At 56.0% G+C, this 23,355-nt stretch carries 20 protein-coding genes; 13 read left to right on the top strand and 7 right to left on the bottom strand.

What is annotated here, in order from left to right:
* Positions 1-236: 236 nt before the first annotated feature.
* Together serS and MTX78_RS18020 are read left to right on the top strand one after the other, a co-directional pair.
* Positions 237-1,517, top strand: a complete 1,281-nt coding sequence (gene serS, locus MTX78_RS18015) for a serine--tRNA ligase (RefSeq protein ID WP_243797147.1) — start codon at positions 237-239, stop codon at positions 1,515-1,517.
* A 113-nt stretch (positions 1,518-1,630) separates the two neighbouring features.
* Complete coding sequence (locus tag MTX78_RS18020) at positions 1,631-1,930, top strand: DUF2695 domain-containing protein (RefSeq protein ID WP_243797149.1); 300 nt, start codon at positions 1,631-1,633, stop codon at positions 1,928-1,930.
* A 30-nt stretch (positions 1,931-1,960) separates the two neighbouring features.
* Here the strand turns inward: MTX78_RS18020 and MTX78_RS18025 are convergent, their stop codons facing one another.
* The 4 genes from MTX78_RS18025 to MTX78_RS18040 all read right to left on the bottom strand — a co-directional run bounded on the left by MTX78_RS18025 (position 1,961) and on the right by MTX78_RS18040 (position 5,971).
* Complete coding sequence (locus tag MTX78_RS18025) at positions 1,961-2,224, bottom strand: UBP-type zinc finger domain-containing protein (RefSeq protein ID WP_243797150.1); 264 nt, start codon at positions 2,222-2,224, stop codon at positions 1,961-1,963.
* 14 nt (positions 2,225-2,238) lie between these two features.
* The gene (locus MTX78_RS18030) at positions 2,239-2,700 is read right to left on the bottom strand and encodes an OsmC family protein (protein ID WP_243797152.1); all 462 of its coding nucleotides are present in this window, start codon (positions 2,698-2,700) and stop codon (positions 2,239-2,241) included.
* Between the two features lie 366 nt (positions 2,701-3,066).
* Entirely contained in the window at positions 3,067-4,128 is a 1,062-nt protein-coding gene (locus tag MTX78_RS18035; protein ID WP_243797155.1) for a glycosyltransferase family 9 protein, read from the bottom strand.
* A 91-nt stretch (positions 4,129-4,219) separates the two neighbouring features.
* Positions 4,220-5,971 carry a helix-hairpin-helix domain-containing protein gene (locus tag MTX78_RS18040; protein WP_243797157.1) on the bottom strand — a complete coding sequence of 584 codons (1,752 nt, stop codon included), beginning with the start codon at positions 5,969-5,971 and terminating at the stop codon, positions 4,220-4,222.
* Positions 5,972-6,334: 363 nt separating this feature from the next.
* On the opposite strand from MTX78_RS18040, the gene MTX78_RS18045 reads away from it, so the two are divergent.
* From MTX78_RS18045 to MTX78_RS18070, 6 genes are all read left to right on the top strand, one after another.
* Positions 6,335-6,724 carry a hypothetical protein gene (locus tag MTX78_RS18045; protein WP_243797159.1) on the top strand — a complete coding sequence of 130 codons (390 nt, stop codon included), beginning with the start codon at positions 6,335-6,337 and terminating at the stop codon, positions 6,722-6,724.
* Between the two features lie 74 nt (positions 6,725-6,798).
* Positions 6,799-7,215 carry a hypothetical protein gene (locus MTX78_RS18050; RefSeq protein WP_243797161.1) on the top strand — a complete coding sequence of 139 codons (417 nt, stop codon included), beginning with the start codon at positions 6,799-6,801 and terminating at the stop codon, positions 7,213-7,215.
* A 436-nt stretch (positions 7,216-7,651) separates the two neighbouring features.
* Positions 7,652-8,014: a hypothetical protein gene (locus tag MTX78_RS18055; protein WP_243797163.1), complete on the top strand. Its 363-nt coding sequence runs from the start codon at positions 7,652-7,654 to the stop codon at positions 8,012-8,014.
* A 48-nt stretch (positions 8,015-8,062) separates the two neighbouring features.
* Positions 8,063-8,479: an EVE domain-containing protein gene (locus MTX78_RS18060; protein ID WP_243797164.1), complete on the top strand. Its 417-nt coding sequence runs from the start codon at positions 8,063-8,065 to the stop codon at positions 8,477-8,479.
* 185 nt (positions 8,480-8,664) lie between these two features.
* Positions 8,665-10,248: a hypothetical protein gene (locus tag MTX78_RS18065; protein WP_243797166.1), complete on the top strand. Its 1,584-nt coding sequence runs from the start codon at positions 8,665-8,667 to the stop codon at positions 10,246-10,248.
* A gap of 92 nt (positions 10,249-10,340) precedes the next feature.
* Entirely contained in the window at positions 10,341-10,889 is a 549-nt protein-coding gene (locus MTX78_RS18070) for a DUF4252 domain-containing protein (RefSeq protein ID WP_243797167.1), read from the top strand.
* A gap of 406 nt (positions 10,890-11,295) precedes the next feature.
* On the opposite strand, the gene MTX78_RS25375 is transcribed toward MTX78_RS18070, so the two are convergent.
* From MTX78_RS25375 to MTX78_RS18090, 3 genes are all read right to left on the bottom strand, one after another.
* Positions 11,296-12,876: an OmpA family protein gene (locus MTX78_RS25375; RefSeq protein WP_317258911.1), complete on the bottom strand. Its 1,581-nt coding sequence runs from the start codon at positions 12,874-12,876 to the stop codon at positions 11,296-11,298.
* 327 nt (positions 12,877-13,203) lie between these two features.
* Complete coding sequence (locus tag MTX78_RS18085; protein ID WP_243797169.1) at positions 13,204-14,661, bottom strand: OmpA family protein; 1,458 nt, start codon at positions 14,659-14,661, stop codon at positions 13,204-13,206.
* Between the two features lie 335 nt (positions 14,662-14,996).
* Complete coding sequence (locus tag MTX78_RS18090) at positions 14,997-16,292, bottom strand: aminopeptidase P N-terminal domain-containing protein (protein WP_243797171.1); 1,296 nt, start codon at positions 16,290-16,292, stop codon at positions 14,997-14,999.
* A 181-nt stretch (positions 16,293-16,473) separates the two neighbouring features.
* Here MTX78_RS18090 and MTX78_RS18095 point away from each other — a divergent pair, with 181 nt between their 5' ends.
* The 5 genes from MTX78_RS18095 (at position 16,474) to MTX78_RS18115 (ending at position 23,287) form a co-directional block, all read left to right on the top strand.
* Positions 16,474-17,553, top strand: coding sequence for a glycosyltransferase family 9 protein (locus MTX78_RS18095; RefSeq protein ID WP_243797172.1), 1,080 nt, complete (start codon positions 16,474-16,476; stop codon positions 17,551-17,553).
* 159 nt (positions 17,554-17,712) lie between these two features.
* Complete coding sequence (locus MTX78_RS18100; RefSeq protein WP_243797174.1) at positions 17,713-18,966, top strand: M16 family metallopeptidase; 1,254 nt, start codon at positions 17,713-17,715, stop codon at positions 18,964-18,966.
* Positions 18,967-19,041: 75 nt separating this feature from the next.
* Positions 19,042-19,488: a YDG/SRA domain-containing protein gene (locus tag MTX78_RS18105; RefSeq protein ID WP_243797176.1), complete on the top strand. Its 447-nt coding sequence runs from the start codon at positions 19,042-19,044 to the stop codon at positions 19,486-19,488.
* A 15-nt stretch (positions 19,489-19,503) separates the two neighbouring features.
* Complete coding sequence (locus MTX78_RS18110; protein ID WP_243797177.1) at positions 19,504-20,145, top strand: O-methyltransferase; 642 nt, start codon at positions 19,504-19,506, stop codon at positions 20,143-20,145.
* A gap of 196 nt (positions 20,146-20,341) precedes the next feature.
* Positions 20,342-23,287, top strand: coding sequence for a TonB-dependent receptor (locus MTX78_RS18115; protein ID WP_243797179.1), 2,946 nt, complete (start codon positions 20,342-20,344; stop codon positions 23,285-23,287).
* The last annotated feature ends 68 nt before the right edge of the window (positions 23,288-23,355 follow it).

The raw sequence follows: 23,355 nt of genomic DNA on the forward strand, positions 1-23,355 counted from the left end.
AAATCGGAACGTGAAAATTGCAGATTAAGATCCTCTACGGAGAAAATACGCTCTTGGATGCTGACTGTGTTGAAATTAACACGCAGATGCCAATTTCTTTTTGTTTCTGTTGGCGCTTCAACCCGTAGCCACAGCCTATTTCCCGCGCTGAATTGTCTGGAATCTGCGCCATACGTTTAATCTGCCAAATCTAGGGTCTATTTTTACGCCTCCTTTACTTTAGTCTCTCCTGCCCCATGCTGCAAGTTTCCGTTCTCAAAGAGCATCCTGAACAGGTGCTGGCCGGTTTGGCCAAAAAGTGTTACAAAACGGCAGAAGCTGACGTTCAGGCTGTGCTTAGCCTCGATCAGCGCCGCAAGGATGTCCAAACCGCGCACGACGCGGCCCAGGCAGAAGCCAATGAACTAGCCCGTCAGATTGGGGGCCTGATGAAAGCCGGCGACAAAGCCGGTGCAGAGGCCTTGAAAGTGCGCACCGCCGAACTCAAGCAGCAAACCAAAACCTACGCCGACGAGCTAGCACAGGTGGAAATCGCCTTGCAGCAAACCCTGTACAAGCTGCCCAACATACCACACCACAGCGTACCCGAAGGCCGTTCGGCTCAGGACAACGAGGTGGTCCGGGAAGTAGGCACCATCCCGACCCTGCCCGCCGGTGCTCAGCCGCATTGGGAGCTGATCAAGAAGCACGACATCATTGATTTCGAGTTGGGCAACAAGATTACGGGGGCTGGCTTTCCAGTGTATAAAGGCCAAGGCGCCCGCCTGCAACGAGCCCTCATCAACTTTTTTCTAGATGAAGCCCGCGCAGCTGGCTACCAGGAAGTGCAGCCACCGATTTTGGTGAACGAAGCATCCGGCTATGGAACCGGACAGTTGCCCGACAAAGAAGGCCAGATGTACCACGACGAGCGCGACAACCTGTATCTTATTCCAACGGCCGAGGTGCCCATCACCAACCTCTACCGCGACGAAATAATAGCACTCGACAAGTTGCCGATTCGTAACGCGGGCCACACTCCCTGCTTCCGCCGCGAAGCCGGCTCGTGGGGTGCTGATGTACGCGGCCTCAACCGCCTGCACCAGTTCGATAAGGTGGAAATCGTGCAGATTGCCTTACCTGAGCAGAGCTACACTATTCTTGAGGAGATGGTGGCTCACATTGAAGGGCTGCTGCAGAAGCTGGAACTCCCCTACCGCGTGCTGCGCCTCTGCGGTGGCGATATGGGCTTCACCTCCGCCCTCACCTACGACCTGGAAGTGTGGAGTGCCGCACAGGGCCGGTGGCTGGAAGTAAGCTCGGCCAGCAACTTCGAAACCTACCAAGCCAACCGTTTGAAGCTACGCTACCGCCCCGAAGAAGGAGCTAAAACCCAGCTCTTACACACCCTAAACGGCTCGGCGTTGGCTCTCCCCCGCATTGTGGCCGCTCTATTGGAAAACAACCAACTCGAAGACGGCAGCATCCATTTGCCCGAAGCGCTGCACTCTTACTGCGGATTCAGCAAGATTGGCTAATCACAACTCACTACGTACAACAAGGCCCGACTAAGCAATTGGTCGGGCCTTGTTGTACGTAGTACGTTGACCTGTGTATGTATAAATTCAGTACCCTACTACAATCCATCAAGATGCCCTCATTTGAAGAAAAGCAACGCCGAAAGGCAGCGATGAATCAGCTGATAGAGACTTCTCGTGCGGTCCGCTTAGCCGAATTGCCTATGCCAAAAGAGAAAGCAGACAGCTACTTTGATTATCTCGATCAACTCTTGTCTCAACAAGGATGCGATGATACTCTGAGGTTTACCGAGCAATTCGCTACTGATAACCATATAGAATTCCATTTGATGAAACAATGGTTAGCTAAATATGGAGGGTATTGTGATTGTGAAGCGTTGGCGAACGTGGAAGATAGTTTCAAAGACCTATAAGGCATAGGCTGTACTACGTCTTAGCAACCCCTAATACTCGGCCATTTGGTCATCGGCGTAGCACCACGCCCATTGTTCACCGGGCTCGGCCGAGGTAACGACGGGATGCTGGGTGCTGCGGAAGTGCTTGGTGGCGTGCTTGTTTTTCGAGGAGTCGCAGCACCCAACGTGGCCACAGGTTTGGCAGACGCGCAGGTGCACCCAGGTATCGCCAAGGGCAATGCATTCGGGGCAGGCGTATTCAGCGGCCGGAATGAGGGTTTCGAGTGCAGAAAGATGGGCACATATAGCCATGGTGCAGGGTAGTATTAAGTGGTGGATAACTGATCAGCGGGTACGAGGGTGGTGACGATGCGCAGGCCGCTCATGAGCGTTTTTTGCACGGGACACTTCTGAGAAATTATTTCTAGACGCTGGCGCTGCTCTTCTGTTAGCGGGCCGACGAGGCGTAGTTCCTTCTGCACTTCATCCAGCATTTCACCCGCCATTTCGCACTTGTCGCAGTCTTGGCGATGGACGCGCTGATGGCGCAGGCGTACTTCCACTGCTTCGAGCGGCCATTTTTTCTGGTTGGCATAGAGGCGCAGAGTGATGGCCGTACACGCTCCCAGTGCCGAGAGCAGCAAGTCGTAGGGCGTGGGGCCACGGTCTTGGCCGCCTACTTCCACGGGCTCATCCACGAACCAGGTGTGGCGACCAGCTTGCACATCGGCAAGCAAGGCTTCCTGGCCTACTTTTACTACTACTGACTTCTCGGGTGTATCCGTCATGGCTTAGGGTAAAATACCGTTTGCTTCGGCGTCAATTCATTGGTGCGAGGTTAGTCTTTCTTCCAGCCGTTCGTGTAAGGGCAATAAAGGAACGTCGGCTTACGGGAAGAGAGCAGCTAGCTGAGACGATAAGGTACAACTTCCTGCTGTGTTTCATTGGCCGCTTACTGGCAAGCAACCCGCGAACCGCAAAAGGGCCACCCAAGAAGCAGGCGGGCCTTATTGCTGTTGCTACGCATCTAAGCGCAGCGGCGTGCTGAGCGCTACACCTGCAAGAAAGAACCCTTGCCAAGGTGCTCTGCATGGCTTCCGAACTATAGCGGCTGGGTTCCAACCAGGGTTCTGTGGGGGTGCTGCGAACAGCTCTTATCGTCCGTCTAGCGTTTGCGGCAGGTCGAGGTTAAATTTGATGTCGCGCATGCAACGGAAGTGGCCTTGCGGGCATTTTTCGTAACCAATTTTAGAGCACGGCCGGCAAGGCAAGTTCTGGACTTCCAATATTCTGAATTCTGTGCGGTATGGGTACATCCCGAACTCGGGAACGGTGTTGCCCCACACGCTGAATATCTCTTTGCGGAAAGCGGCGGCAATGTGCATCAAGCCAGTATCGTGGCTAACAACTAGCTGTGCTTGCCGCACCAACGAAGCAGACTGATTAAGAGAGAAACGGCCGCAAGCGTTGAAAATGACCGTTGGTTGGTTGCTACTAGCGTGTTGCTTCGGAAAATAGTAAGGGCTGTCCGGGATGCGCTGGGCAGCTGGGGGCGAAATAGCTGCCTGTTTGTCGAAAGCCAGTTCTATCACGTGGCCGGTGCTTTCATCCTCTGGCCCGCCAAGCAACACTACGGGGCGCCGAAGCAGCCCACACAACTCGATAATACGCTCTACTGGCAACCGCTTGGTTGCGTGCTGTGCGCCAATAGCAAAGGCCACATAACCCCGCTGGAAAGGCGCTGGCAACGTTGTAAGGTCCACTTCTTCCGCTTCCGGAATGAAATAGTCTAACCCCTTGCCATCGTTTTTCACCCCGAGTTGCGCAGCCGCTCCCAGATACCGGTCCACGATGTGCACCCGCGGCATCGTGTTCATTTTAAACTGTACCAACAGCCACTTCCGCCAATTCAGCTTGTTGAAGCTAGCCGACTTTACGCCCAATTGGGCCTTCAGCAAGCTGGTACGCAGGTTATGGTGCAAGTCCACCACAAAATCGAACTGCTCGGCACGCAACTCGGCTACCAGCTCGTTGAGTGAGCCCGTGAGGTAGTGCACCTTGTCAACGTATGGGTTGGGCTCGATGATGCTGCGATACGCTGGCTTGGTACAATAATGCACAAGTGCGCCCGATACCTGCTGCTTCACCGCCCGGATAACCGGCGTCGTGAGCACAATATCACCGATAGAAGAAAAACGCAGAATCAGAATTTTCATGCAGTTGTGTTAGCGTAGGCAGCGGGCTTTCGAGAAAACAAAACGGTTGCAGCTAGCGGCTTTCCGTTTCTACCCGCTGCCTTCTGCGGGCTTACCCAAACAGCGAGTTTTGAAACTCCAGGGGTGGTTTGATATCCGCTTTCCGGCGGGTGAAGTACTCGGCCACCTCTGTCACCGATTTCGCATTGAAAGTCATGTCTTTGGTAAGCCCTCCTTTGCGGCCCATAAACACACCGTAGCGCATGTCGGCGTAGCCGTTGGTGTGGTGGGCATCGGGGTTTATGCTAAGCCGCACGCCCTGCGACAACGCGTAGTGCACCCACCGCCAATCCAAGTCGAGGCGCCACGGATTGGCGTTGATTTCGATAATAACATGGTGCTTGGCGCAGGCATCAATGATGGCCTTATGGTCGAGGGGGTAGCCTTCCCGGCGCAGCAGCAACCGTCCCGTAGGGTGCCCCAGCATGGTGCAATACGGGTTTTCAATAGCCCGCAGGACCCGCGTAGTGGCTTTGCGCTCGTCCATACGCAAGTTGCTATGCACCGATGCCACCACAAAGTCGAAGGTTTCGAGGACGGCGGGTGGGTAGTCCAAAGAACCGTCGCTGAGAATGTCTGACTCGATGCCTTTGAAAATGCGAAATGGGGCTAGCTCCTGGTTTAGCTCGTCTATTTCGCGCTGCTGCTGCCGCACCCGTTCTACGCTCAACCCATTGGCATAATGTGCCGCCTGCGAATGGTCGCAGATACCGAGGTACTCGTATCCTTGGTTTTGCAGGAAAGTAGCCATTTCGCGCAGGCTGTGGCTACCGTCGGAGTAGGTGCTGTGGTTGTGCAAAGAGCCACGCAGGTCAGCGTCTTCCAGCAACTGGGGCAGTTGGTGCGCTTTGGCTAAGGTTAGCTCTCCGAGGCCTTCGCGCATTTCGGGTTCTACATATTGCAGGCCTGCCTTCTCGTAAATGGCGGTTTCCTGATAAAACCGTTCCCGGTGCAGCCACTGCCGCAACGTAGCCGGTTGCCCAACTGAAACGTCGGACAATGGCTCGGACAGGTGCAGCTCGGATGCCGACTGCAAGAACACCTGGTTGGTGAAATCATCTTTCCCTACTAGCAGCACTTCCACTTTCACGCCCGAGGCAGTAGCCGTGCCGCGCCACGCAAACGGCCCGGATCGGCGTGGGTCCGGCGTGACACCCTCCAGTTGGTTGAGGGCCGTGTGGACTTTGGCGGGCTGCGCGGTAGCCGCAACCAATGCCACCGTTTCCACCGTTTCGAGGCGGCGGCGCACCTCTCCCACTACCGCCACTTGGTCGGTAGACAGTATTTTTTGTAGCTGTTCCCGCAGGGTATTCGCGAGTTCTTCGGCCTGCGGATACAGCAACTTGCCACGGCTCTGGTCTGAAAATTCCAGCGCCTCCAATATGGTTTGCTGGGTTTTCTGACCGAAGCCTTTCAGCTTACTTACCTCGTCGTTTTCGGCCGCTTCGCGCAATTGTTGCGGACTCTCAATACCGAGTTCTTTCCACAGCGCCCGGATTTTCTTGGGGCCTATACCTTTTATGCTCAACAGCTCTACCACGCCAGGTGGGGTAACAGCGAGTAAGCGTGTTAATTCTTCAAACGTGCCGGTATCCAGCATTTCGGCCACGCGGGCAGCAGCGGTTTTGCTTAGTCCTGTACGGTCGGGCAGACCGTGGCGCTCCACGTCGGCTACCGGAAAGCTCAACGCTTCGAGGGCACTTGCCGTACCTTCGTAGGCTCGGATTTTAAACGGATTTTCGTCGTGTAGTTCCAGCAGTTGGGCTGCCAGCCGGAAAGCACGGGTCAGGGCGCGGTTGTCCATAGCAACAAAGGTAGTTTCTGGGGCGGATTGTTGATTGCGGATACTAGGTAGTTGACTTCAAGCCGGCGGACTGCAACTGAACCACAGCCTACCGTTTCTGATTTCTTTACATTCGTTGCGCGGTTGCACTTGCTAGCCGCGTAGTAGGCCAGCTTTGCCGGTGGGCTTCGCCTTATCTTGCCGCCACACCGTACGTTGTGCTACGGGTATTATGGCTTGAAATCGGAAAGAAATCCTACCGGTTGACGTTGAAGTACGAGCAACTCAGCGTCTGGGTGTTGCCTGAACCCCGAATTACTGAAAGTAGAGCTCGTTTCGTGCACCGAGAACCTACCACCTAAGAACCTTAAATCTGCCTGAAATATGCGTTTGTTCACTCTGTTGGCTGCTTTAAGTGTCTTGCTGCTAGCTGCCACCTGCCAATCCGGCTCCAAAGCCGCTGCCATGAAACAGCTAGAGCGTACGTGGCTGCATGCCCACGAAGAAGACCAGGACGGCATCCAGGTGTACCGCCCCAACACCTACGCGTTTCCGCCTTCCCGCGGCCGCACCGGCTTCGCCTTCGACCACAACGGCCTGTTCACGCAATTCGACATTGCCCCCACCGACGGCCTCGAAGGCCGCAAAGGCAAGTGGGCTGCCGAAAACGACCACACCCTGCGCATCACGCTCGACGATAAGAAAGACCCCGACTACAAGCTGGAAATTGTGTCGCTTGACAAAGACATGCTGAAAGTGAAGAAAATAGAGTAGGCGTTTGCAACTGTTGGCGGGTGCTACAGGCTCTATGCAATGCACACTATGCTTTTGCTTCACTCGCCGGCACTATGCGTTATCTACACAGCATTACGCTGTTATTCTCCCTTGCTTTAGCAACCAGCAGCTGCGAAAAGGACGACGCTGGAATTGCAGACCCGAAGCAAGAAGCCACCAGTACGAGCACGGAGTTGTATGGCAAGGATTGGTTTGATTCCCGCCAGCCCGACTCGTCAGGGTTCAAGCTGTATCAGAGCCCGGGGCAAACCTTGCCATTCGGCAACAATGGCTTCCGGTTTGAAGCCAACGGTACGTTTGTTCGGTACACCATTGCTCCAAACGACGGTATTATGAAGATTCCCGCCACCTGGACTACGGCCAACGGCCAGCTATTTCATATCAAGCCCAACAACGCGCAGCTTAGTGAGTACGACCTACGCATTGAGGCGCTACAACCTAGCACCCTGAAGGCACAGATAGTGCCATAGCAACGGCTCAGGCTGGCCTCCCCCTTGCCTACCTGCGCGCGTTGCTGCCACGAAAGCAACTGAACGTACATGGCGGCACTCCGACGAACAGGAACGGCAGCGAGGTCTGCCTCGAACCCAGTACGTATGCGCATGCGCCTTCCCGCGGCCACGCTGGCTTCGCCTCCAACCAATAAAGCCTGTTTTCGTAGTCCGACAGCCGCCCGCTTGAGGCACCCAGCAAACCTACCGTTTATTAGCCTTGACCTTCAGTGGAATGCGGGCTGCTGACTGAACAGAGTTTTTCGGCAAAATGGGGTACTAGAAAGTACGCCGTAGCGAATTGCAACGTTCTGTATACAACCAGGAGCTCCTACGCGTCCTCCTTTGCTCTGAATACCTTACTACCCACACCTGTACTATGCGCCCCTACCCTCACTACCTTGCTTTTTTGCTTGTGTTTGTTCTTGCCTTAAGCAGCTGCAAAAAGGACAACGACTCTTTGGCGCCCGACGCCTTGTTTGGTAAGAACTGGTATAATACCCGGCAGCAAGATGCCTCGGGGGCGTACGTATATCAGCCAGAAGGCACGTTCCAGCCCATGGGCTGGGGCATTGATGGGTTTCGGTTCGAGAAGGATGGCCGGTTTGTACTCTACACCCAAGGCCCAGCCGATGAGCCCTTGTCGGTTTCAGGCACCTGGACTTCGGAGGACGACAGCACGTTCAACATTCAGCCCGACAACAAGCAGTACTCAACCTTCAGCATCCTGATTTATTCGGTGCAGGAAAATTCCTTGAAAGCGCGCCGTAACCCGTAGTTCGGGCTGCTGTTTTACGCCTAGCGCATTCGGTAGTAGCTTGCGGCCATGAACTATTGGCTCGTCAAATCAGAACCCGCCGCCTATTCCTGGGCGGATTTCACCCGCGACGGTGGTACCGACTGGACCGGGGTGCGCAACTTCCAGGCGCGCAATTGCTTGTTGCAGATGCAACCCAATGACTTGGTGCTCTACTACCACAGCGTAACCGATAAACAGGTGGTGGGCGTGGCCACGGTGGCTGCCAGTGCCGCCCCCGACGCCACAGCCCCCACCGACACCAACTGGGTGGCCGTGCATCTCACACCCCACCAGGCTCTGGCGCGACCCGTATCGTTGGCAGCCATCAAGCAAGACCAGCGCCTGGGCCAGATTGCCTTGCTGCGTCAGTCTCGGTTGTCGGTGATGCCGCTGAAAGCCGAGGAGTTTGATGCCATTCTAGAATTGAGCGAAACCGAGAAATAGCTCCCTTTACAGCGAAAAATTGCCGTTCAAACAACGTCCGTTGGGTTGGCGGAGCGGGAAAAACACGGTTTCACGGCTCGGCTAGTGCCTTGTTGCACATTTCGCGCATTCTCCTTCCTCACCTAATTCCTTACTTCCCGTATCTTACTGAGCCAGGATGCCAAGGCTGGTATCCTGGCTTCGCTATGCACTACGTATCCACCCTAATTTTCCTTTTTCTGCTCGGTGGGCTGGCCGCCTCGGGGCTCGCTCAACCGGCCCCACCCACGCCCGTGCAAGGGGTGCGCCTAGAACTGCCCTTGGAAGTATATTCCAGCGACGTGCAGGTGCTGCCTCTCCCCCAAGACAGCAGCGTCCTCCTGCTCGTTGACAAGGAACCGCTGTCAGGGCGCAAAAACACCAACTACGAGCTCCACAAGTACGACTACCGCCTCCAACGCAGCTGGCTGAAGACGATGGAAGTGCCCCGCGAGTTCGAGTTCAGCCAGCTGTGCAGCGAAGGCACCAATGCCTACGTGTTGTTTCAGTCGGAGTCGGTGCAGCACCGCTTGCACGTAGCGGCCATCGACGGGATTAGCGGGCAGGTGCGCACCTACACCTTTGACACCAAGCTTGCTCGCGACGTGTATGATTTGAAATCATTGGGCGGCAATCTGTTTGTGTCGGTGCTGGTTGACAACCATTTGACGATTTTGCTGCTGGATTTGGCCGCCAACAAGTTTCAGTTCTTGCCTTCGGTGTACGAGCCGCTACCTGCTCAGCTGTCGTTCTTGGCCGACTCGGCTGCCCGCCGGGCCGAGTTCGTGCTAAGCCAGACCAACGGCTTCAAGAACCGCTTACAACTCAAGCAACTCTCGGCCCAGGGGATGCTGCTCCGCTCGGAATTTGTGCAGGCCGAGAGCGAACGGGGGCTTATATCGGCTCAGATCAGCCCGGCCACCGATTCCGCTAGCGGGCGGCTGCTGGCGGGCACGTACACGCTGCGCGATTCCCGTTTTTCACAGGGCTTGTTTGCGGCCGACCTTACCGCGGGCGTGACGCCCACTGGCTCGCGCCGTTCGCTGCGTTTCTACGATTTTGCCAATCTCAAGCACTTTTTCGACTTTATGAGTCCGGGACGGGCCGCGCGGCTCCGGCAACGCAGCGAGAAAATGCGTGCCACCGACCGGGTGTTGCGTTTGCGCTATCGGACTTTGATTCATGACCTCATTCCCTTTCAGGACGGCTACGTGATGGTAGCTGAAGTGTACTACCCACAGTACCGCCAGAATGCGTACAGCTCTTTCGGGCCTTACTTGCCGTACAGCCCCTACCGCTACGGCAACTATTCCAACAACAGCTGGTATGGCACCAACCGCCAGGCCGAAGGCTACCGCATCACCCACGCGCTGGTCTGTGGCTTTGACAAACGTGGTAATCTTCTCTGGGACAACACGTTTGTACTGAAAGATGTGTACAGCAACAGCCTCCAAGAAACTGTGCGCCTACGCCCATTGCCCGATGGCCAGCGCGTAGCCATTGCCTACCTGGACGAAGAGAAATTCAACTACAAAGTAATCGACCACACAGCGCCTTCTCCCAACGATCTGCAGGTAGACCTGCAAACCACGGCCCTGCCTACGGTAAAGGAAAAAGCGACCAGCACCAGCCAAGAAGGGCTATCGGCGTGGTATGGCAGCCGGTTCCTAGCTTTCGGTTACCAGAGTATTCGTACTGAAAAGGCTCCCAATAGGGAAGTGTTTTTCATTAATGTTCTTGGGTTCGAATAAGCTGCATTCGAACGGCCAGCCCGGCATTTTTCTCTGTTCTTTTGCTTCCTTCCCCGTATAAGGAAGGTCATTCTTCACCTCTTTCTCACTGTATGAAATTTCGCTTTTTCCCCTGGATGCCGTTGGTGGTGCTGTTGCTTATGGCGGGCTGTCGGGCGGCTGGTCCTGAACGCCCGGCCCGTACTGTTGCCGAGTTCTTCAACAAATACGAATCACGCTCCGGCTTCAAAGCTACTGACTGGAATGCGGGCCTAACCACCCGGCTGCTGCTCGGGCGCCTGGGTAGCCTAGGAGGCAACAACGACCTTACGCAGGCGCTGTCTTCGGTTCGTAGTTTCCGCGTAATCACCTTCGCGCCTACCAGCAGCAGTGCGCAGAAACTGGTAGCCGACGGGTTGGTGAGCGAAGTAAACGGTCTCTTGGCCAATGAGCGCTACACCCCTCTCACAAGCAGCGGCGACAGCAACATGCGCTACGCCACCCGCAAGCAAGGCGACCGGATAAGCGAAGTAGTGGCTACCAGCAGCGTTTCCGGCGTTCCTGATTCCTTTATGCTAATGTCTATCGGTGGCAACTTCACCCAGGGTCAGCTTGATCAGCTTATCAAAGTGTTGCCCGGCGTAGCCGACATGAGCAAGTAAGCACTGCTTCTTGAGGCACGCCTGAGTGCTCTAAGCAATGTAGCCGTACGCCACGCTACTTTTCCAGCATACGTCTGACAGTTATCTAGTTCGGTCGTAACATTCATCAATATAAAAGGGCCGCTCTAATAAGAGCGGCCCTTTTATATTGACTGATAGACTGTATTCTTCTCACACTTTCCTCAGCCCCTTATAGAAACAGGAACCTATTAGAAGGTATTTGTTGATGGGCTTTATTGGAGGCGTTGCATGAGGCATCCTATACCCATAAAATTGCCTTATTGGCTATAGTATACGAAACCATACACCTATAGCACTTGCGTACATATAGAACACAAAAGCGGCCTGCTCTCTTGGAGCAGGCCGCTTTTGTGTTGCTAGACGGTGAACCAATTGGCCGACTGCCTTACTTCTTGCGCGGTGCAGCTTTGCGCACGGGGGCTTTACGAGCCGGAGCTTTTTTCACGGGCGCCGTAGGTGCTGCTTTTACTGGGGCGGCTGGAATTTCCGGGGCCGGACCGTACTTTGTTTCTGCTGGATTCGGATCATCGGGCAGATACACATCGAATTCAACTCGGCGGTTGAGTGCACGGCCTGCTTCGGTAGCATTGTCCGCAATTGGCTTGCTTTCTCCATACCCGTGCGACACGATGCGGGTGTCGGTCATGCCTTTGCTCAACATGTAGGCCCGGGCCGAAGCAGCCCGCTCGTCCGACAGACGCAGGTTGTAGGCGTCGTCACCCTTGTTATCGGCGTGGGCCGAAATGCCCAAGTTGTAATCGGGGTAAGCATTAAGCAGTTCCACCAATCCGTCGAGGGTTGGGTACGACGAGGGCTTGAGCGTGGCCTTGTTGAACTCGAACTGGATGAACTTGGTAGCCTCCTGCAGCTTCTTCTTCTCTTCTACCTTCATTTCAGGGCAACCACGGTTGGAAGCCGGACCAGCACGGTCAGGGCAACGATCCTGGAAATCAGGCACACCGTCGCTGTCACGGTCGAGTGGGCAACCGCTGGCGTCTACTGCCACACCGGCTGGGGTGTTCGGGCACTTGTCGGCAGAGTCGATTACACCGTCGCCGTCGGCATCTGGGCAGCCTTGCAGTTCAGGTTTGCCAGGAGTGTCAGGGCATTTATCATCACCGTCGCGCACACCGTCGCCGTCTTTGTCTGGGCAGCCTTCCAGGGCTGGCAGGCCAGCTTCGGTGGGGCACTTGTCTTGGTAATCTGGAACACCGTCTTTGTCGCCGTCGAGGGGGCAACCGGTTTCGTCTACGGCTACGCCAGCAGGCGTAGCAGGGCATTTATCTTTGCGGTCGGATACCCCGTCACCATCCTCGTCTTTGGCTTTGCCAAGAGCGACAGTCAGGCCGGCGGAGTGCTGCAGATACCGGTCGTCAAATCGGTTTGCGTCGCGGTTAGGCACTCCATCAAGGTTGGCACTGAACGGCACCACCTGCGCCGTCTGCACGAAAATGCCGACAGCATCGCTGATACGGAAGTTAATACCAGCTGCGCCTTTCAGCGAGAAGTAACGGTCGTCATCATTAAGCCCTTGGCCATTGTAGCTACCCTCCAAGCTGGTCAGCGTCAGACCCGGAGCCAACGACAGATAGGGCTGGATAACGGCATCCTCTTTCAAGGCCCATCCATTGTTGAGCTTGAATTTGAGCGGCAATGCAATGTTCACCACATTGTTGGTGAAGGAGTTCGAGCCATTCGAACCACCCAGCTCGCTCTTGAACTCAACATAATCGGCTTGCAAGCCCAAATCGAAGCCTGGCGCGATGTAGCGGTTGATGGTAATGCCGGGGCCGTAGAAGTTACGGTCCCACTTCCAGTAGTCGGTGCCGTAGTTGCCCTTGTACTGATAAGCGCTGCCATAGAGGCTGATGGCCGTTTTGCGATCGGCACTTTGAGCCTGCGCTTTGGGGGCTCCCCCTAGCAGCGTAAGCCCCAGCAGAGCGCCGGTTGAGAATAGGTGTCTCATGTACGTGAGATGAGGTGAAGTGAAGTTAAGTGTGCAGCCGAAAGCTCGACTGTTAGGTTGGGTTGTAGCGTCCTATACCGTTCCGTTGCTGTTTAGGTTGCTTACTTGGCTTGAAGATTTTGTCATAATTTCTTTATTAAGTGCTAACACATTGCATTTGCAACTGTAACCACCTGATTATCAATAGTAATCACTATATATAGAAGAGAAGCCACTGTTTAGCACTGCATAAAAAAGTAGCGCTAGATGCTTGGCAGGCCATTGTAGCCACAAAAAAAGCGGCGGACCGAATGGCCCGCCGCTTTTCATTTGTCGCTTTGCCGTGCCTTATGGCTGTGGCTGACCGGGGATGAAGAACTCGAACTTGAATTCTACACGACGGTTTTTCGACATGTTGGTTTTCGAAGTGTTAGGAGCAGCTGGCTCACCTTCACCACGACCTTCCGTTACCACGCGGGTTGGATCAACTTGCTTGCCCGTGAAGTAACGCTTCACCGAGTTTGCACGACGCTCCGACAGTGCTTGGTTGAACTCATCAGTACCACGGCTGTCAGCATGACCGATTACACGGATGCTATACTCGGGGTGGTCTTTCAGAGCCTGGATCATCTTGTTCAGCTTAGGATACGAGCTGGTCGTGATAACCGTGCTGTTCGTAGCGAAGCGGATAGGCTGCTCCAGTTTCTGTACAGCTGGGTCGATGGTCAGCGGGCAACCGTTGGCATCTACACGAGTACCGGCCGGCGTGTTCGGGCAAGTATCCTGCGCATCTGGAACACCGTCGCCGTCAGCGTCAACTACGAGTGGGCAACCAGTGGCATCCACTTGCGTACCGGCTGGGGTATCAGGGCACTTATCGTTTTTGTCGGCTACGCCGTCACCGTCAGCATCTGGGCAGCCGCGCAGTGCAGCAGTACCAGCCTGGTCGGGGCACTCGTCTTCCGAGTCACGTACACCGTCGCCATCTTTGTCGGGGCAGCCTTCGAGGGCAGCAGTACCGGCCTCAGTTGGGCACTTATCTTGGTAATCTGGAACACCGTCTTTGTCGCCGTCGAGGGGGCAACCGGTTTCGTCTACGGCTACGCCAGCAGGGGTAGCCGGGCATTTATCTTTGCGGTCTGGAACACCGTCGCCGTCTTCGTCTTTTGGCTTACCAAAAGCAATAGTCAGACCGGCAGTGTGCTGCAGGTAACGGTCATCGAAGCTATCCTCGTCGCGGGTTGGTACCCCGTCCAGGTTGGCACCGAATGGTACTACTTGGGCGGTCTGCACGAAAATGCCGACAGCATCACTGATACGGAAGTTGATACCGGCGGCACCTTTCAGCGAGAAGTGGCGGTCGTCGCCGTTAAGCCCTTGGCCATTGTAGCTACCTTCTAGGCTGGTCAACGTCAAGCCGGGCGTCAACGACAGGTAGGGCTGTACTACAGCGTCTTCTTTCAGAGCCCAGCCGTTGTTCAACTTGAACTTGAGCGGCAAGCCGATGTTAACGACGTTGTTGGTGAAGTAGGTTGGGCCACTCGTCAATTCGCTCTTGAGCTCAGCGTAGTCCGCCTGTAAGCCCAAGTCGAAGCCCGGCGCGATGTAGCGGTTGATAGAAATGCCCGGGCCGTAGAAATTACGGTCCCACTTCCAGAAATCAGAGCCATAGTTGCCCTTGTACTGATAGGCGCTGCCGTAAAGACTGATGGCCGTTTTGCGGTCGGCGCTTTGGGCTTGCGCTTTGGGGGCCGCCGCCAGCAGCGTGAGTCCCAGCGCTGTGCTGATGGTAAGCAGGTGTCTCATAGGTGAGAGATTTAGGGTACAGACAATTCCGGCACGTCGGGGGACGACGAGAACCGGAAACAGGCTACTATACTTGTCCGCATTTAGGAAAGTTGTATTGCCATAGGTTAATGCACTACTACTTATTGCTGTTTTACCATATTATCACTCACTTTCCAGACAGCTGTACTTTGCCTATCCCCGCTGATTTTCAGCCTCCCAACGCCATTAGGGCACATCTGAGGCGTACTTCCTGCTAAACATAGAGTTTTTATTTTTTTCCTTGATAAATCCATAAAAAAAGCCGCCCAATACAGTTGGGCGGCTTAGTTCAGGTGCTTTTACTCGGAATACGCTTATCGGGCAGCGCGCATCAGGGCTTCAATGTCATCGGCTTCCAAGGGGATATTCTTCATCAGGTCTTGGTTGCCAGATGCCGTTATCAGGATGTCGTTTTCGAGGCGTATTCCTAGACCTTCTTCCCGAATGTAGATTCCGGGCTCGCACGTATACACCATCCCGGGCTCGAACACCCGGTACTTGGCCCCTACGTCATGCACATCGAGGCCCAAGTAGTGAGACGTACCGTGCATGAAGTACTTCTTATAAAGCGGAGCTGCTGGGTCTTGGTTTTTGACGTCGTTGGCGTTCAGCAAATCAAGCTTGATTAGTTCCTGCTCCATGGTCCGCCCAACGGCCGCATGGTACTCCTCTATGTTATTGCCGGCAACCAGCTGGGCAGTTGCCTGCTTCATCACCTGCAACACGGCTTGGTACACGTCGCGCTGGCGTTTGGTGAACGTACCGTTAACGGGGATAGAGCGGGAAAGGTCGGCGGCATAGTTGGCGTACTCGGCCCCGAAGTCGAGCAGCATGACATCCCCATCCTGGCATTCTCGGTCGTTGCTGACGTAGTGCAGAATGCAGGCATTGGCTCCCGAGGCAATGATACTGCCGTAGGCCGGGCCACGGGAGCCGTTGCGCAGAAACTCGTGGAAAATCTCGGCCTCAATTTCGTATTCCATCACGCCGGGCTTCACAAAACCGAGCAGCCGGCGAAAGGCTTTGTCGGTGATGTCGGCGGCGCGCTGCATCAGCCGGATTTCCTCGGCACTCTTAATGGCCCGCAGATGGTGCAGCAGCGGAGCAGCCCGGCGGTAGGTGTGCAGCGGATACGCTTCGCGAATCCACTTGATGAAGCGGGCATCACGCGTTTCCACTTCCACCACGGCCCGAATGTGCTCGTTGGTGTTCAGAAACACGTTTTCCGCTTCGTTCATGAGTGCCGGCAGCACCGACTTAAACGATTCCAGCCACATGATAGTGGGCACACCCGACTGGGCGCGGGCTTCGTCTTTGGTTAGCTTGTAGCCTTCCCACACCAGGATGTGCTCACTGGTTTCTTTGAGAAACAGGATTTCGCGGTACTGCGGCAGCACGGCATCCGGAAAAATCACGAGGATGCTTTCCTCCTGATCGACCCCGGCCAGATAAAACAGGTCATTGTTCTGCCGGAAGGCCATGGTGCCGTCGGCGTTGGTGGGCATGATGTCGTTGGAGTGGAATATAGCCAACGACGCAGGAGGCAGCAGTGCCGTGAAGTTGCGACGGTTCTGAATGAAAAGCTCGGGAGAAATCGGGCCGTAGCGCATGAGCGGAAATTAAGGAGAACAAGAAAGGCGTACCCGCGGCACGCTGGCCGCAAGTTAGAAGTTTGGCCAGAATAGCCGTAAACCAAACGCCTTCTAGTGCTACGAAAGCCGGAATTTTGCCGCGCAACTATTCCGTTTGCTTCTCTGTACTTTTACTTACGACCCGATTCTTTCAACCAATATGTCTTCTGCTCCCTCCGGTGCTGTCTTGCTTATTCAAACCGCTTTCATTGGCGACGTGATTCTGGCGACGGCCCTTCTGGAACACCTGCACCGGGCCGAGCCCAACACGCCCGTGGATTTTCTGGTGCGCAAGGGCAACGAAGGCCTTATACAGCAGCATCCGCATGTACGGCACGTGTTGATATGGGACAAGAAGCAAGACAAATACCGGGGGCTGTGGCAGCTACTCCAGCAAGTGCGGCGCGCCGGCTACAGCCGCGTCGTGACGCTTCAGCGTTTCGCCTCCACCGGCTTTCTGACGGCTTTCTCGGGCGCGCTGGAGCGGGTTGGTTTCCAGAAAAACCCGTTTGCCTTCCGTTTCACGCGGGCGTTGCCCCACGTCATGGGGGCAGGGGTGCACGAGGTGACGCGCAACTTGCAGCTGCTGGACCCAGCCTACCAAGGCCCGCTGGTGCCGCCGCGCCTCTACCCCACTCCCGCCGACGAAGCCGCTGCCGCACCCTACACCACCGACGGGCCGTATCTGTGTATTGCACCTACCTCCGTGTGGTTTACCAAGCAGTTTCCGCAGGAGCAGTGGATGAAGCTATTGGCTGCGCTGCCAGCTCACTACCGCGTTTATCTGCTCGGTGGCCCGCCCGATGTAGCGGCGTGTGAGGTGCTGCGGCAAGCCAGCTCCCGGCCCAATGTGGTGAACCTGGCGGGCAAACTCTCGTTGCTGGCATCTGCGGTACTTATACGCGGGGCGGTCCTGAACTATGTCAACGACTCGGCCCCTATGCATTTGTGCTCAGCAGTGGACGCCCCAACCTGCGCCGTGTATTGCTCTACGGTGCCTGCTTTCGGCTTCGGCCCCCTAAGTACGTTTGCGCGGATTGTGGAGATTCCGGAGCCGTTGGCTTGCCGGCCTTGCGGGCTGCATGGCTATCAGAAGTGCCCCCTCACCCATTTCCGCTGTGCCCACGGTATTGAAACCGCGCAGCTCTTAGCAGTGCTAGCCGAAGCCGAGCTATATACCCGCAACCCGCCCCAGGTTTCGGCGGCTTCCGAGCAAGGCAGCAGCCTGACCTTGTCCTGAACGAGTGGCTTCAAGCCAAGCCTAGCGGGCAGCCGCTTTCAGGCAATCGGCGAGTACCTTTGTATTTCTTGGAAACCCAACAGCCCGGCTGATTGGTTATACAAGACCGGGACAGCAAAGAGTAGTCCCTCCGACCTTCCGCTTCCAAGATTTCAGTAAATGTCTGATTACGACCAGTACGAGTTGCCTAATGGCATCCGGGTTTTGCACAAGCAGGTGCTGCACACCAAAATCGCGCACCTTGGCTTTCTGCTTGATATTGGTTCCCGCGACGAGAGGCCCGAGCAGCAAGGCCTCGCGCACTTCTGGGAGCACATGGCCTTTAAAGGCACCGAAAAGCGCAAGAGCTTTCACATCCTCAACCGGCTCGAAACCGTGGGCGGCGAGCTGAATGCGTATACCACCAAAGAGAAAATCTGTTTTTACGCCTCCCTGCTAAGCACGCATTTCGAGCGGGCCTTCGAGCTACTAACGGACCTCACGTTCAACTCAGTTTTTCCTGAAAAGGAAATAGAGAAGGAGCGCGGCGTGATTCTGGAAGAAATGTCGATGTACGAGGATGCACCCGAAGATGCCATTATCGACGATTTCGATGATGTGGTATTTGGCGGCCATTCGTTGGGGCACAACATTTTGGGCACGCGGGAAAGCGTCAGTAGCTTCCAGCAGCCTGATTTCCGGCAGTTCCTGACCGAAAACATCCGCACCGACCGGCTGGTATTTAGCTCGGTCAGCAACCTGCCGTTCAAGGAAGTGAAGCGGCTGGCCGATAAGTTTCTGGCGCCCCTGCCAGCCCGGCTCGGCCCTCGTCCGCGCACGGCTTTCAGCGGCAACCAACGCGTTGACCGGCTAGAGCACCGCCCTATTTCGCAGGCACATTGTCTGATTGGGGGCCCAGCCTATGCCATCAACGACCCGCGCCGGATTCCGTTTTTCATGCTTAGCAACATCTTGGGTGGCCCTGGCATGAACTCCCGCTTGAACTTAGGCATCCGGGAGAAGTACGGCTTGGTATATACCATCGACGCCACGTATTCGCCTTACACCGATACGGGCCTGTTCGGCATTTACTTCGGCACCGAGAAAAAGCAAGTTAACCGCACGATTGCGCTGGTCCAGAAAGAGCTGAAGCGCCTGCGCGAACAAGCGTTGGGCACGGCACAGCTGCACACGTCCAAAGAGCAGTTGATGGGCCAAATGGCCATGGCCGAAGAAAGCAACGGCGGGTTGATGCAGCTGCTAGCCAAAAGCACCCTGGACCTAGGCCGCGTAGAATCCATCAATGAAATCTTCGACCGGGTGCGGGCCGTTACGTCTTCGGAATTGTTGGAGCTAGCCAATGATGTGCTGCGCGAAGACAATCTAAGTGTATTGCAGTACGTGCCAGAGGTGAAGCTGCCGAGGAAGAAGTAGACGTTTCTGCTTACCAGCTAGCATACAGTGCGCTGCTGCCTCCGTAACGTACCACTTCCTGCTTCACTGTACCCTATGCGTGTATTCGGTCATGTAGGCACCTATCGGCCCGGCGACTTATTTGCTAATCGGCTGGAACTGAGCCTAACGGGGCTGCACAAGCCGCGCCGGGCGGGTGTGAGCGGTAGCCAAACCGAAGGCGCCGATTCTATTGTGTTAGCCGGTGCCTACGAAGATGATGCCTTCAGCGAAGACGAAATCATTTACTCGGGCAGTGGCGGGCGCGACCTGCAAACTGGCAAGCAAGTAACCGACCAGGAAATGGTTGGCCGCAACCTGGCGCTGCGGCGCAGCCAGGAAACCGGCCTACCCGTGCGGGTCTTTCATCGGGTGCCGTGCGAAGCCGGCGAGTGTTTCCGCTACGAAGGGCTGTACCGCATTGTCGGGCACGAATTTGCGCGGGGCAAGGCCGGCTTCCAGGTACTTTTGTTTCGGCTGGTTCCCATTGCCACCAATGAATAAAACACGCTATAGTTGATGCCCGACGACGAAATACAGCGCTACGCCGACCAGCATACCAGTTCCGAACCACCCCTGTTGGCCCAGCTCAACCGCGAGACGCACGTGCAGATGCTCCACGCACGCATGCTTTCCGGGCATGCACAGGGGCGGCTGCTGAGCATGATCAGCCACATGGTGCGGCCCCAGCGGGTACTCGAGCTAGGCACCTTCACGGGCTATGCCGCGCTGTGCCTGGCCGAAGGGCTGGCCCCAGATGGGGAACTGCACACAGTGGAATTCAACCCGGAGCTGGAAACTAGGATTCGGCGCTACATCAGCGCCGCAGCCCTGACGGAACGGGTGCATCTGCATATTGGCGCCGCTGCTGACCTGGTGCCCGCATTGGGTGGGCCGTGGGATTTGGTGTTCATTGATGCCGACAAAATCAACAACGACACCTACTACGAGTTGGTGCTGCCGCAGGTAAGTACAGGGGGGTTCGTGCTCATCGACAATGTACTTTGGGGCAACAAAGTACTGGACTCTTACCCCGTAAAACCTTCCGACAAAGACACGCACGCTGTTCGAGCCTTCAACAACAAAGTGCAAGCTGACCCGCGGGTGGAAAATGTGTTTCTACCGCTGCGCGACGGGTTGCTGTTGGTTCGCAAGCTGTAACAATTGCTGGTACCGCGTAAGGCGTGCGTAGCGCATGTTTCGCCGGTTATGGGTTGGCGAGCCTGCCCTGCCGTACAGGACGAACGGAACAGGCACCGCCAACCCAGTTTGCCTTTTGCGCTTGTTTGCGGTAGCAGTGATTAAACGTTGGGACTTGGTTTGCGTCTATGCCCAAGTGAACCCTTATCTCTACGTGATGCCCCAACGTTTTCTACTGCTGTTACTATTGTTATCTATAAGTTTCGGAACCGCCTGGGCTCAAACCAGTTCTATCAGCGGGCGCATTCTGGATGCCACCAACCAGACGCCTCTTATTGGGGCCAACGTACTGATTCGGAAGCTGGCCGCTGACTCGGTGAAAAGCGGTGCCGCCGCCGACGTGGAGGGCAACTTCCGGGTGCCGGACCTGGCCGCGGGCCGCTACGAAATGGTGGTTTCGTTTTTGGGCTACCAAACCCTGCGGCAGCAACTCACCCTAACCGCTCAGCCGTTAGTGCTCGGCACAGTGGCGCTGAGCACGGGGGGCGTGACGCTGAAAGGGGTGGAAGTGGTAGGCAAAGCAGCCGCAGCCATCCAGAAAGGAGATACGTCGCAGTTCAACGCCGGCTCCTACAAAACCAATCCTGATGCCAACGCCCAAGACCTTATTACGAAGATGCCGGGGGTGGTAGTGGACCCCACCACGGGTAAAGTGCAGGCCCAGGGCGAGCAAGTACAGCGGGTACTAGTAGATGGCAAAGAGTTTTTCGGCAACGACCCCGACGCCGTACTCAAGAACATTCCAGCCGAGGTAATCGACAAAATCCAGGTTTATGACCGCGCCTCCGACCAAGCTCAGTTCACGGGCTTCGACGACGGCAATCAGCAGAAAACCATCAACATCGTCACGAAACCGCAGTTTCGGAACGGGCAATTTGGACGCGTGCTGGCGGGCTACGGCCCTCAAGACGACCGGTACCGCGTGAGCGGCAACCTGAACTCGTTCAAGGGCAAGCAGCGCATGTCGATTGTGGCCCAGAGCAACAACATCAACGAGCAAAATTTCGGCACCGACGACTTGCTAGGAGTAGTGGGCGGCTCGGGTGGGGGCGGTGGCGGCCGGGGTGGCCGTGGGGGTGGCGGCGGAGGCAGCAACAACTCCGGCGACTTCCTGGTCAACCAAACCGGCGGTATCTCGCGAACCAATGCCGTCGGGCTCAACTACTCCAATTCTTGGGGAAAAAACACCGAGCTAACCAGCAGCTATTTTTTCAACCTAACCGACAACACGGCCTCCACCAGCCTGCTGCGTCGGTACGTGGCTCCCCCCGACCGGCCCCTCGACCAGCGCTACAACGAAAACTCGCTGGCTACCAGCCGCAACATCAACAACCGTTTCAATGTGCGCCTGGAGCACCGCTTCGACTCAGCTAACTCCATTATTTGGCAGCCCCGCATTTCGGTGCAGCGCAACACAAGCAATAGTTCGCTTGAGGGCCGCACGTTCCAGGTCAACGAAGGCGAGCCGGAGTTCACGCAAGGCAGCAACACCAGCAGCTACCGGTCGGCCAACACGGGTATCAACGCCAACAACCAACTGCAGTACCGGCACCGTTTTGCAAAGCGCGGCCGCACCGCGTCGGTGGGCCTGAACACTGGCTACAACACCCGTAACGGCGACAACACACTGTTATCCGACACCGAATCAAGCCGCGACTCGGTTACGCGCATCAGCTCGCTCAACCAGTTTTCCAACCTCGACCAGACGGGCTGGACCTGGAATGGCAACCTTAACTACACGGAGCCCATCAGCCAATACAGCCAGCTGCAAGCGGAATACCGCCTCTCCTATACGCCCAACCAGTCCGACAAGCGCACCTACGACTACGTTCTGGGGGAGGAAGCCTACAACCAACTCAACGACACGCTCAGCAGCGTGTTCGAGAGCCGCTACCTCACCAACTCGGGGGGCCTGACCTACCGCTACCAGAACAAGGAGCTGCAGTGGACAGTAGGCGCTACGGTGCAGCACGCCCAGCTACGCAGCGACCAAGAGTTTCCGCGGGCCGCTCTCACGGAACGCTCTTTCCTGAACGTACTGCCCAACGCCCAGCTGCGCTACAATTTTTCGCGCCAGCAGAATCTGCGCCTGTTCTACCGCGTCAACACCAATGCGCCGAGCATCGGTCAGTTGCAGGAAGTGGTGAACAATACCAACCCGCTGCAGCTCACAGCCGGTAACCCGGATTTGTTGCAGGCAACCCAGCACAACGTGAACATCCGCTTTTCTTCGGCGGTACCCGAGAAGTCCACCTCGTTTTTTGTGGCCCTCAACGGCTCGGTCACCAACAACTACATCACTAATAGTACCATCTACGCCACATCGGAGCCCCTCACGGTAGCGGGCGTGGTGATACCAGTGGGCGGTCAGCTTACTCGGCCCGTGAACTTGGATCAGCAGTATTCGGTACGCTCGTTCGCCAACTACAGCTTGCCGTTGTCCTTCATCAAGTCCAATCTAAATATTAATGGCAACGTTGGCTTTTCGCAAACGCCGGGCTTGGTTTTCAACGAACTCAACTACAGCCGAACGCCATCTGGTGGGTTGGGGGTGGTGCTGAGCAGCAATATCAGCCCCGAACTGGACTTCACTATTTCCTCGAATTCCAGCCAGAACTACGTGCGCAACAGCTTGCAGCAGCAGCTCAACCGGCAATACTTCCGGCAGAACACGTCGTTGCGCCTTTCCTGGATTATCACCAAAGGTATTACGCTGCAATCCGACGTCAACCACCAATACTACAATGGTTTGTCGGCGGGCTTCAACCAGAGTTTTGTGCTGTGGAATGCCTCAATAGGCAAGAAGTTTATGGCCAAGCAGCAGGCCGAGATTAAACTTTTCGCCTTCGATTTGCTGGGCCAGAACAACAGCATTCAGGTCAACAACACCTCGGCGTACACCGAAGACGTGCGCACCAATATTCTGCAGCGCTACCTGATGCTGATGTTCACCTACAACATCCGCAGCTTTGCTGGCAACGGCCGCCCGGACGCGGCTCCCGGCGACGAGCAGCCAAGGGAACGACGCCCAGGCGGGTTCCGGCCCGAGGGCGGAGGCCGACCTGGCGGAGGCGGTTTCGACCGGCCCGGTGGGGGCTTGTAACCGAGCTTGCTTTCCCGCTTAGGCGGAATGAAAGGGCGGGATTTGGCACTATCGGTCAACAAACCGCT

This window comes from Hymenobacter tibetensis (assembly GCF_022827545.1).
GTDB lineage: Bacteria > Bacteroidota > Bacteroidia > Cytophagales > Hymenobacteraceae > Hymenobacter > Hymenobacter tibetensis.

What these genes read in the sequence shown, in the direction of transcription:
- serS (WP_243797147.1), top strand. Translation starts at nt 237, where the DNA reads ATGCTGCAAGTTTCCGTTCTCAAAGAGCATCCTGAACAGGTGCTGGCC.
- MTX78_RS18020 (WP_243797149.1), top strand. Translation starts at nt 1,631, where the DNA reads ATGCCCTCATTTGAAGAAAAGCAACGCCGAAAGGCAGCGATGAATCAG.
- MTX78_RS18025 (WP_243797150.1), bottom strand. Translation starts at nt 2,224, where the DNA reads ATGGCTATATGTGCCCATCTTTCTGCACTCGAAACCCTCATTCCGGCC.
- MTX78_RS18030 (WP_243797152.1), bottom strand. Translation starts at nt 2,700, where the DNA reads ATGACGGATACACCCGAGAAGTCAGTAGTAGTAAAAGTAGGCCAGGAA.
- MTX78_RS18035 (WP_243797155.1), bottom strand. Translation starts at nt 4,128, where the DNA reads ATGAAAATTCTGATTCTGCGTTTTTCTTCTATCGGTGATATTGTGCTC.
- MTX78_RS18040 (WP_243797157.1), bottom strand. Translation starts at nt 5,971, where the DNA reads ATGGACAACCGCGCCCTGACCCGTGCTTTCCGGCTGGCAGCCCAACTG.
- MTX78_RS18045 (WP_243797159.1), top strand. Translation starts at nt 6,335, where the DNA reads ATGCGTTTGTTCACTCTGTTGGCTGCTTTAAGTGTCTTGCTGCTAGCT.
- MTX78_RS18050 (WP_243797161.1), top strand. Translation starts at nt 6,799, where the DNA reads ATGCGTTATCTACACAGCATTACGCTGTTATTCTCCCTTGCTTTAGCA.
- MTX78_RS18060 (WP_243797164.1), top strand. Translation starts at nt 8,063, where the DNA reads ATGAACTATTGGCTCGTCAAATCAGAACCCGCCGCCTATTCCTGGGCG.
- MTX78_RS18065 (WP_243797166.1), top strand. Translation starts at nt 8,665, where the DNA reads ATGCACTACGTATCCACCCTAATTTTCCTTTTTCTGCTCGGTGGGCTG.
- MTX78_RS18070 (WP_243797167.1), top strand. Translation starts at nt 10,341, where the DNA reads ATGAAATTTCGCTTTTTCCCCTGGATGCCGTTGGTGGTGCTGTTGCTT.
- MTX78_RS25375 (WP_317258911.1), bottom strand. Translation starts at nt 12,876, where the DNA reads ATGAGACACCTATTCTCAACCGGCGCTCTGCTGGGGCTTACGCTGCTA.
- MTX78_RS18085 (WP_243797169.1), bottom strand. Translation starts at nt 14,661, where the DNA reads ATGAGACACCTGCTTACCATCAGCACAGCGCTGGGACTCACGCTGCTG.
- MTX78_RS18090 (WP_243797171.1), bottom strand. Translation starts at nt 16,292, where the DNA reads ATGCGCTACGGCCCGATTTCTCCCGAGCTTTTCATTCAGAACCGTCGC.
- MTX78_RS18095 (WP_243797172.1), top strand. Translation starts at nt 16,474, where the DNA reads ATGTCTTCTGCTCCCTCCGGTGCTGTCTTGCTTATTCAAACCGCTTTC.
- MTX78_RS18100 (WP_243797174.1), top strand. Translation starts at nt 17,713, where the DNA reads ATGTCTGATTACGACCAGTACGAGTTGCCTAATGGCATCCGGGTTTTG.
- MTX78_RS18105 (WP_243797176.1), top strand. Translation starts at nt 19,042, where the DNA reads ATGCGTGTATTCGGTCATGTAGGCACCTATCGGCCCGGCGACTTATTT.
- MTX78_RS18110 (WP_243797177.1), top strand. Translation starts at nt 19,504, where the DNA reads ATGCCCGACGACGAAATACAGCGCTACGCCGACCAGCATACCAGTTCC.
- MTX78_RS18115 (WP_243797179.1), top strand. Translation starts at nt 20,342, where the DNA reads ATGCCCCAACGTTTTCTACTGCTGTTACTATTGTTATCTATAAGTTTC.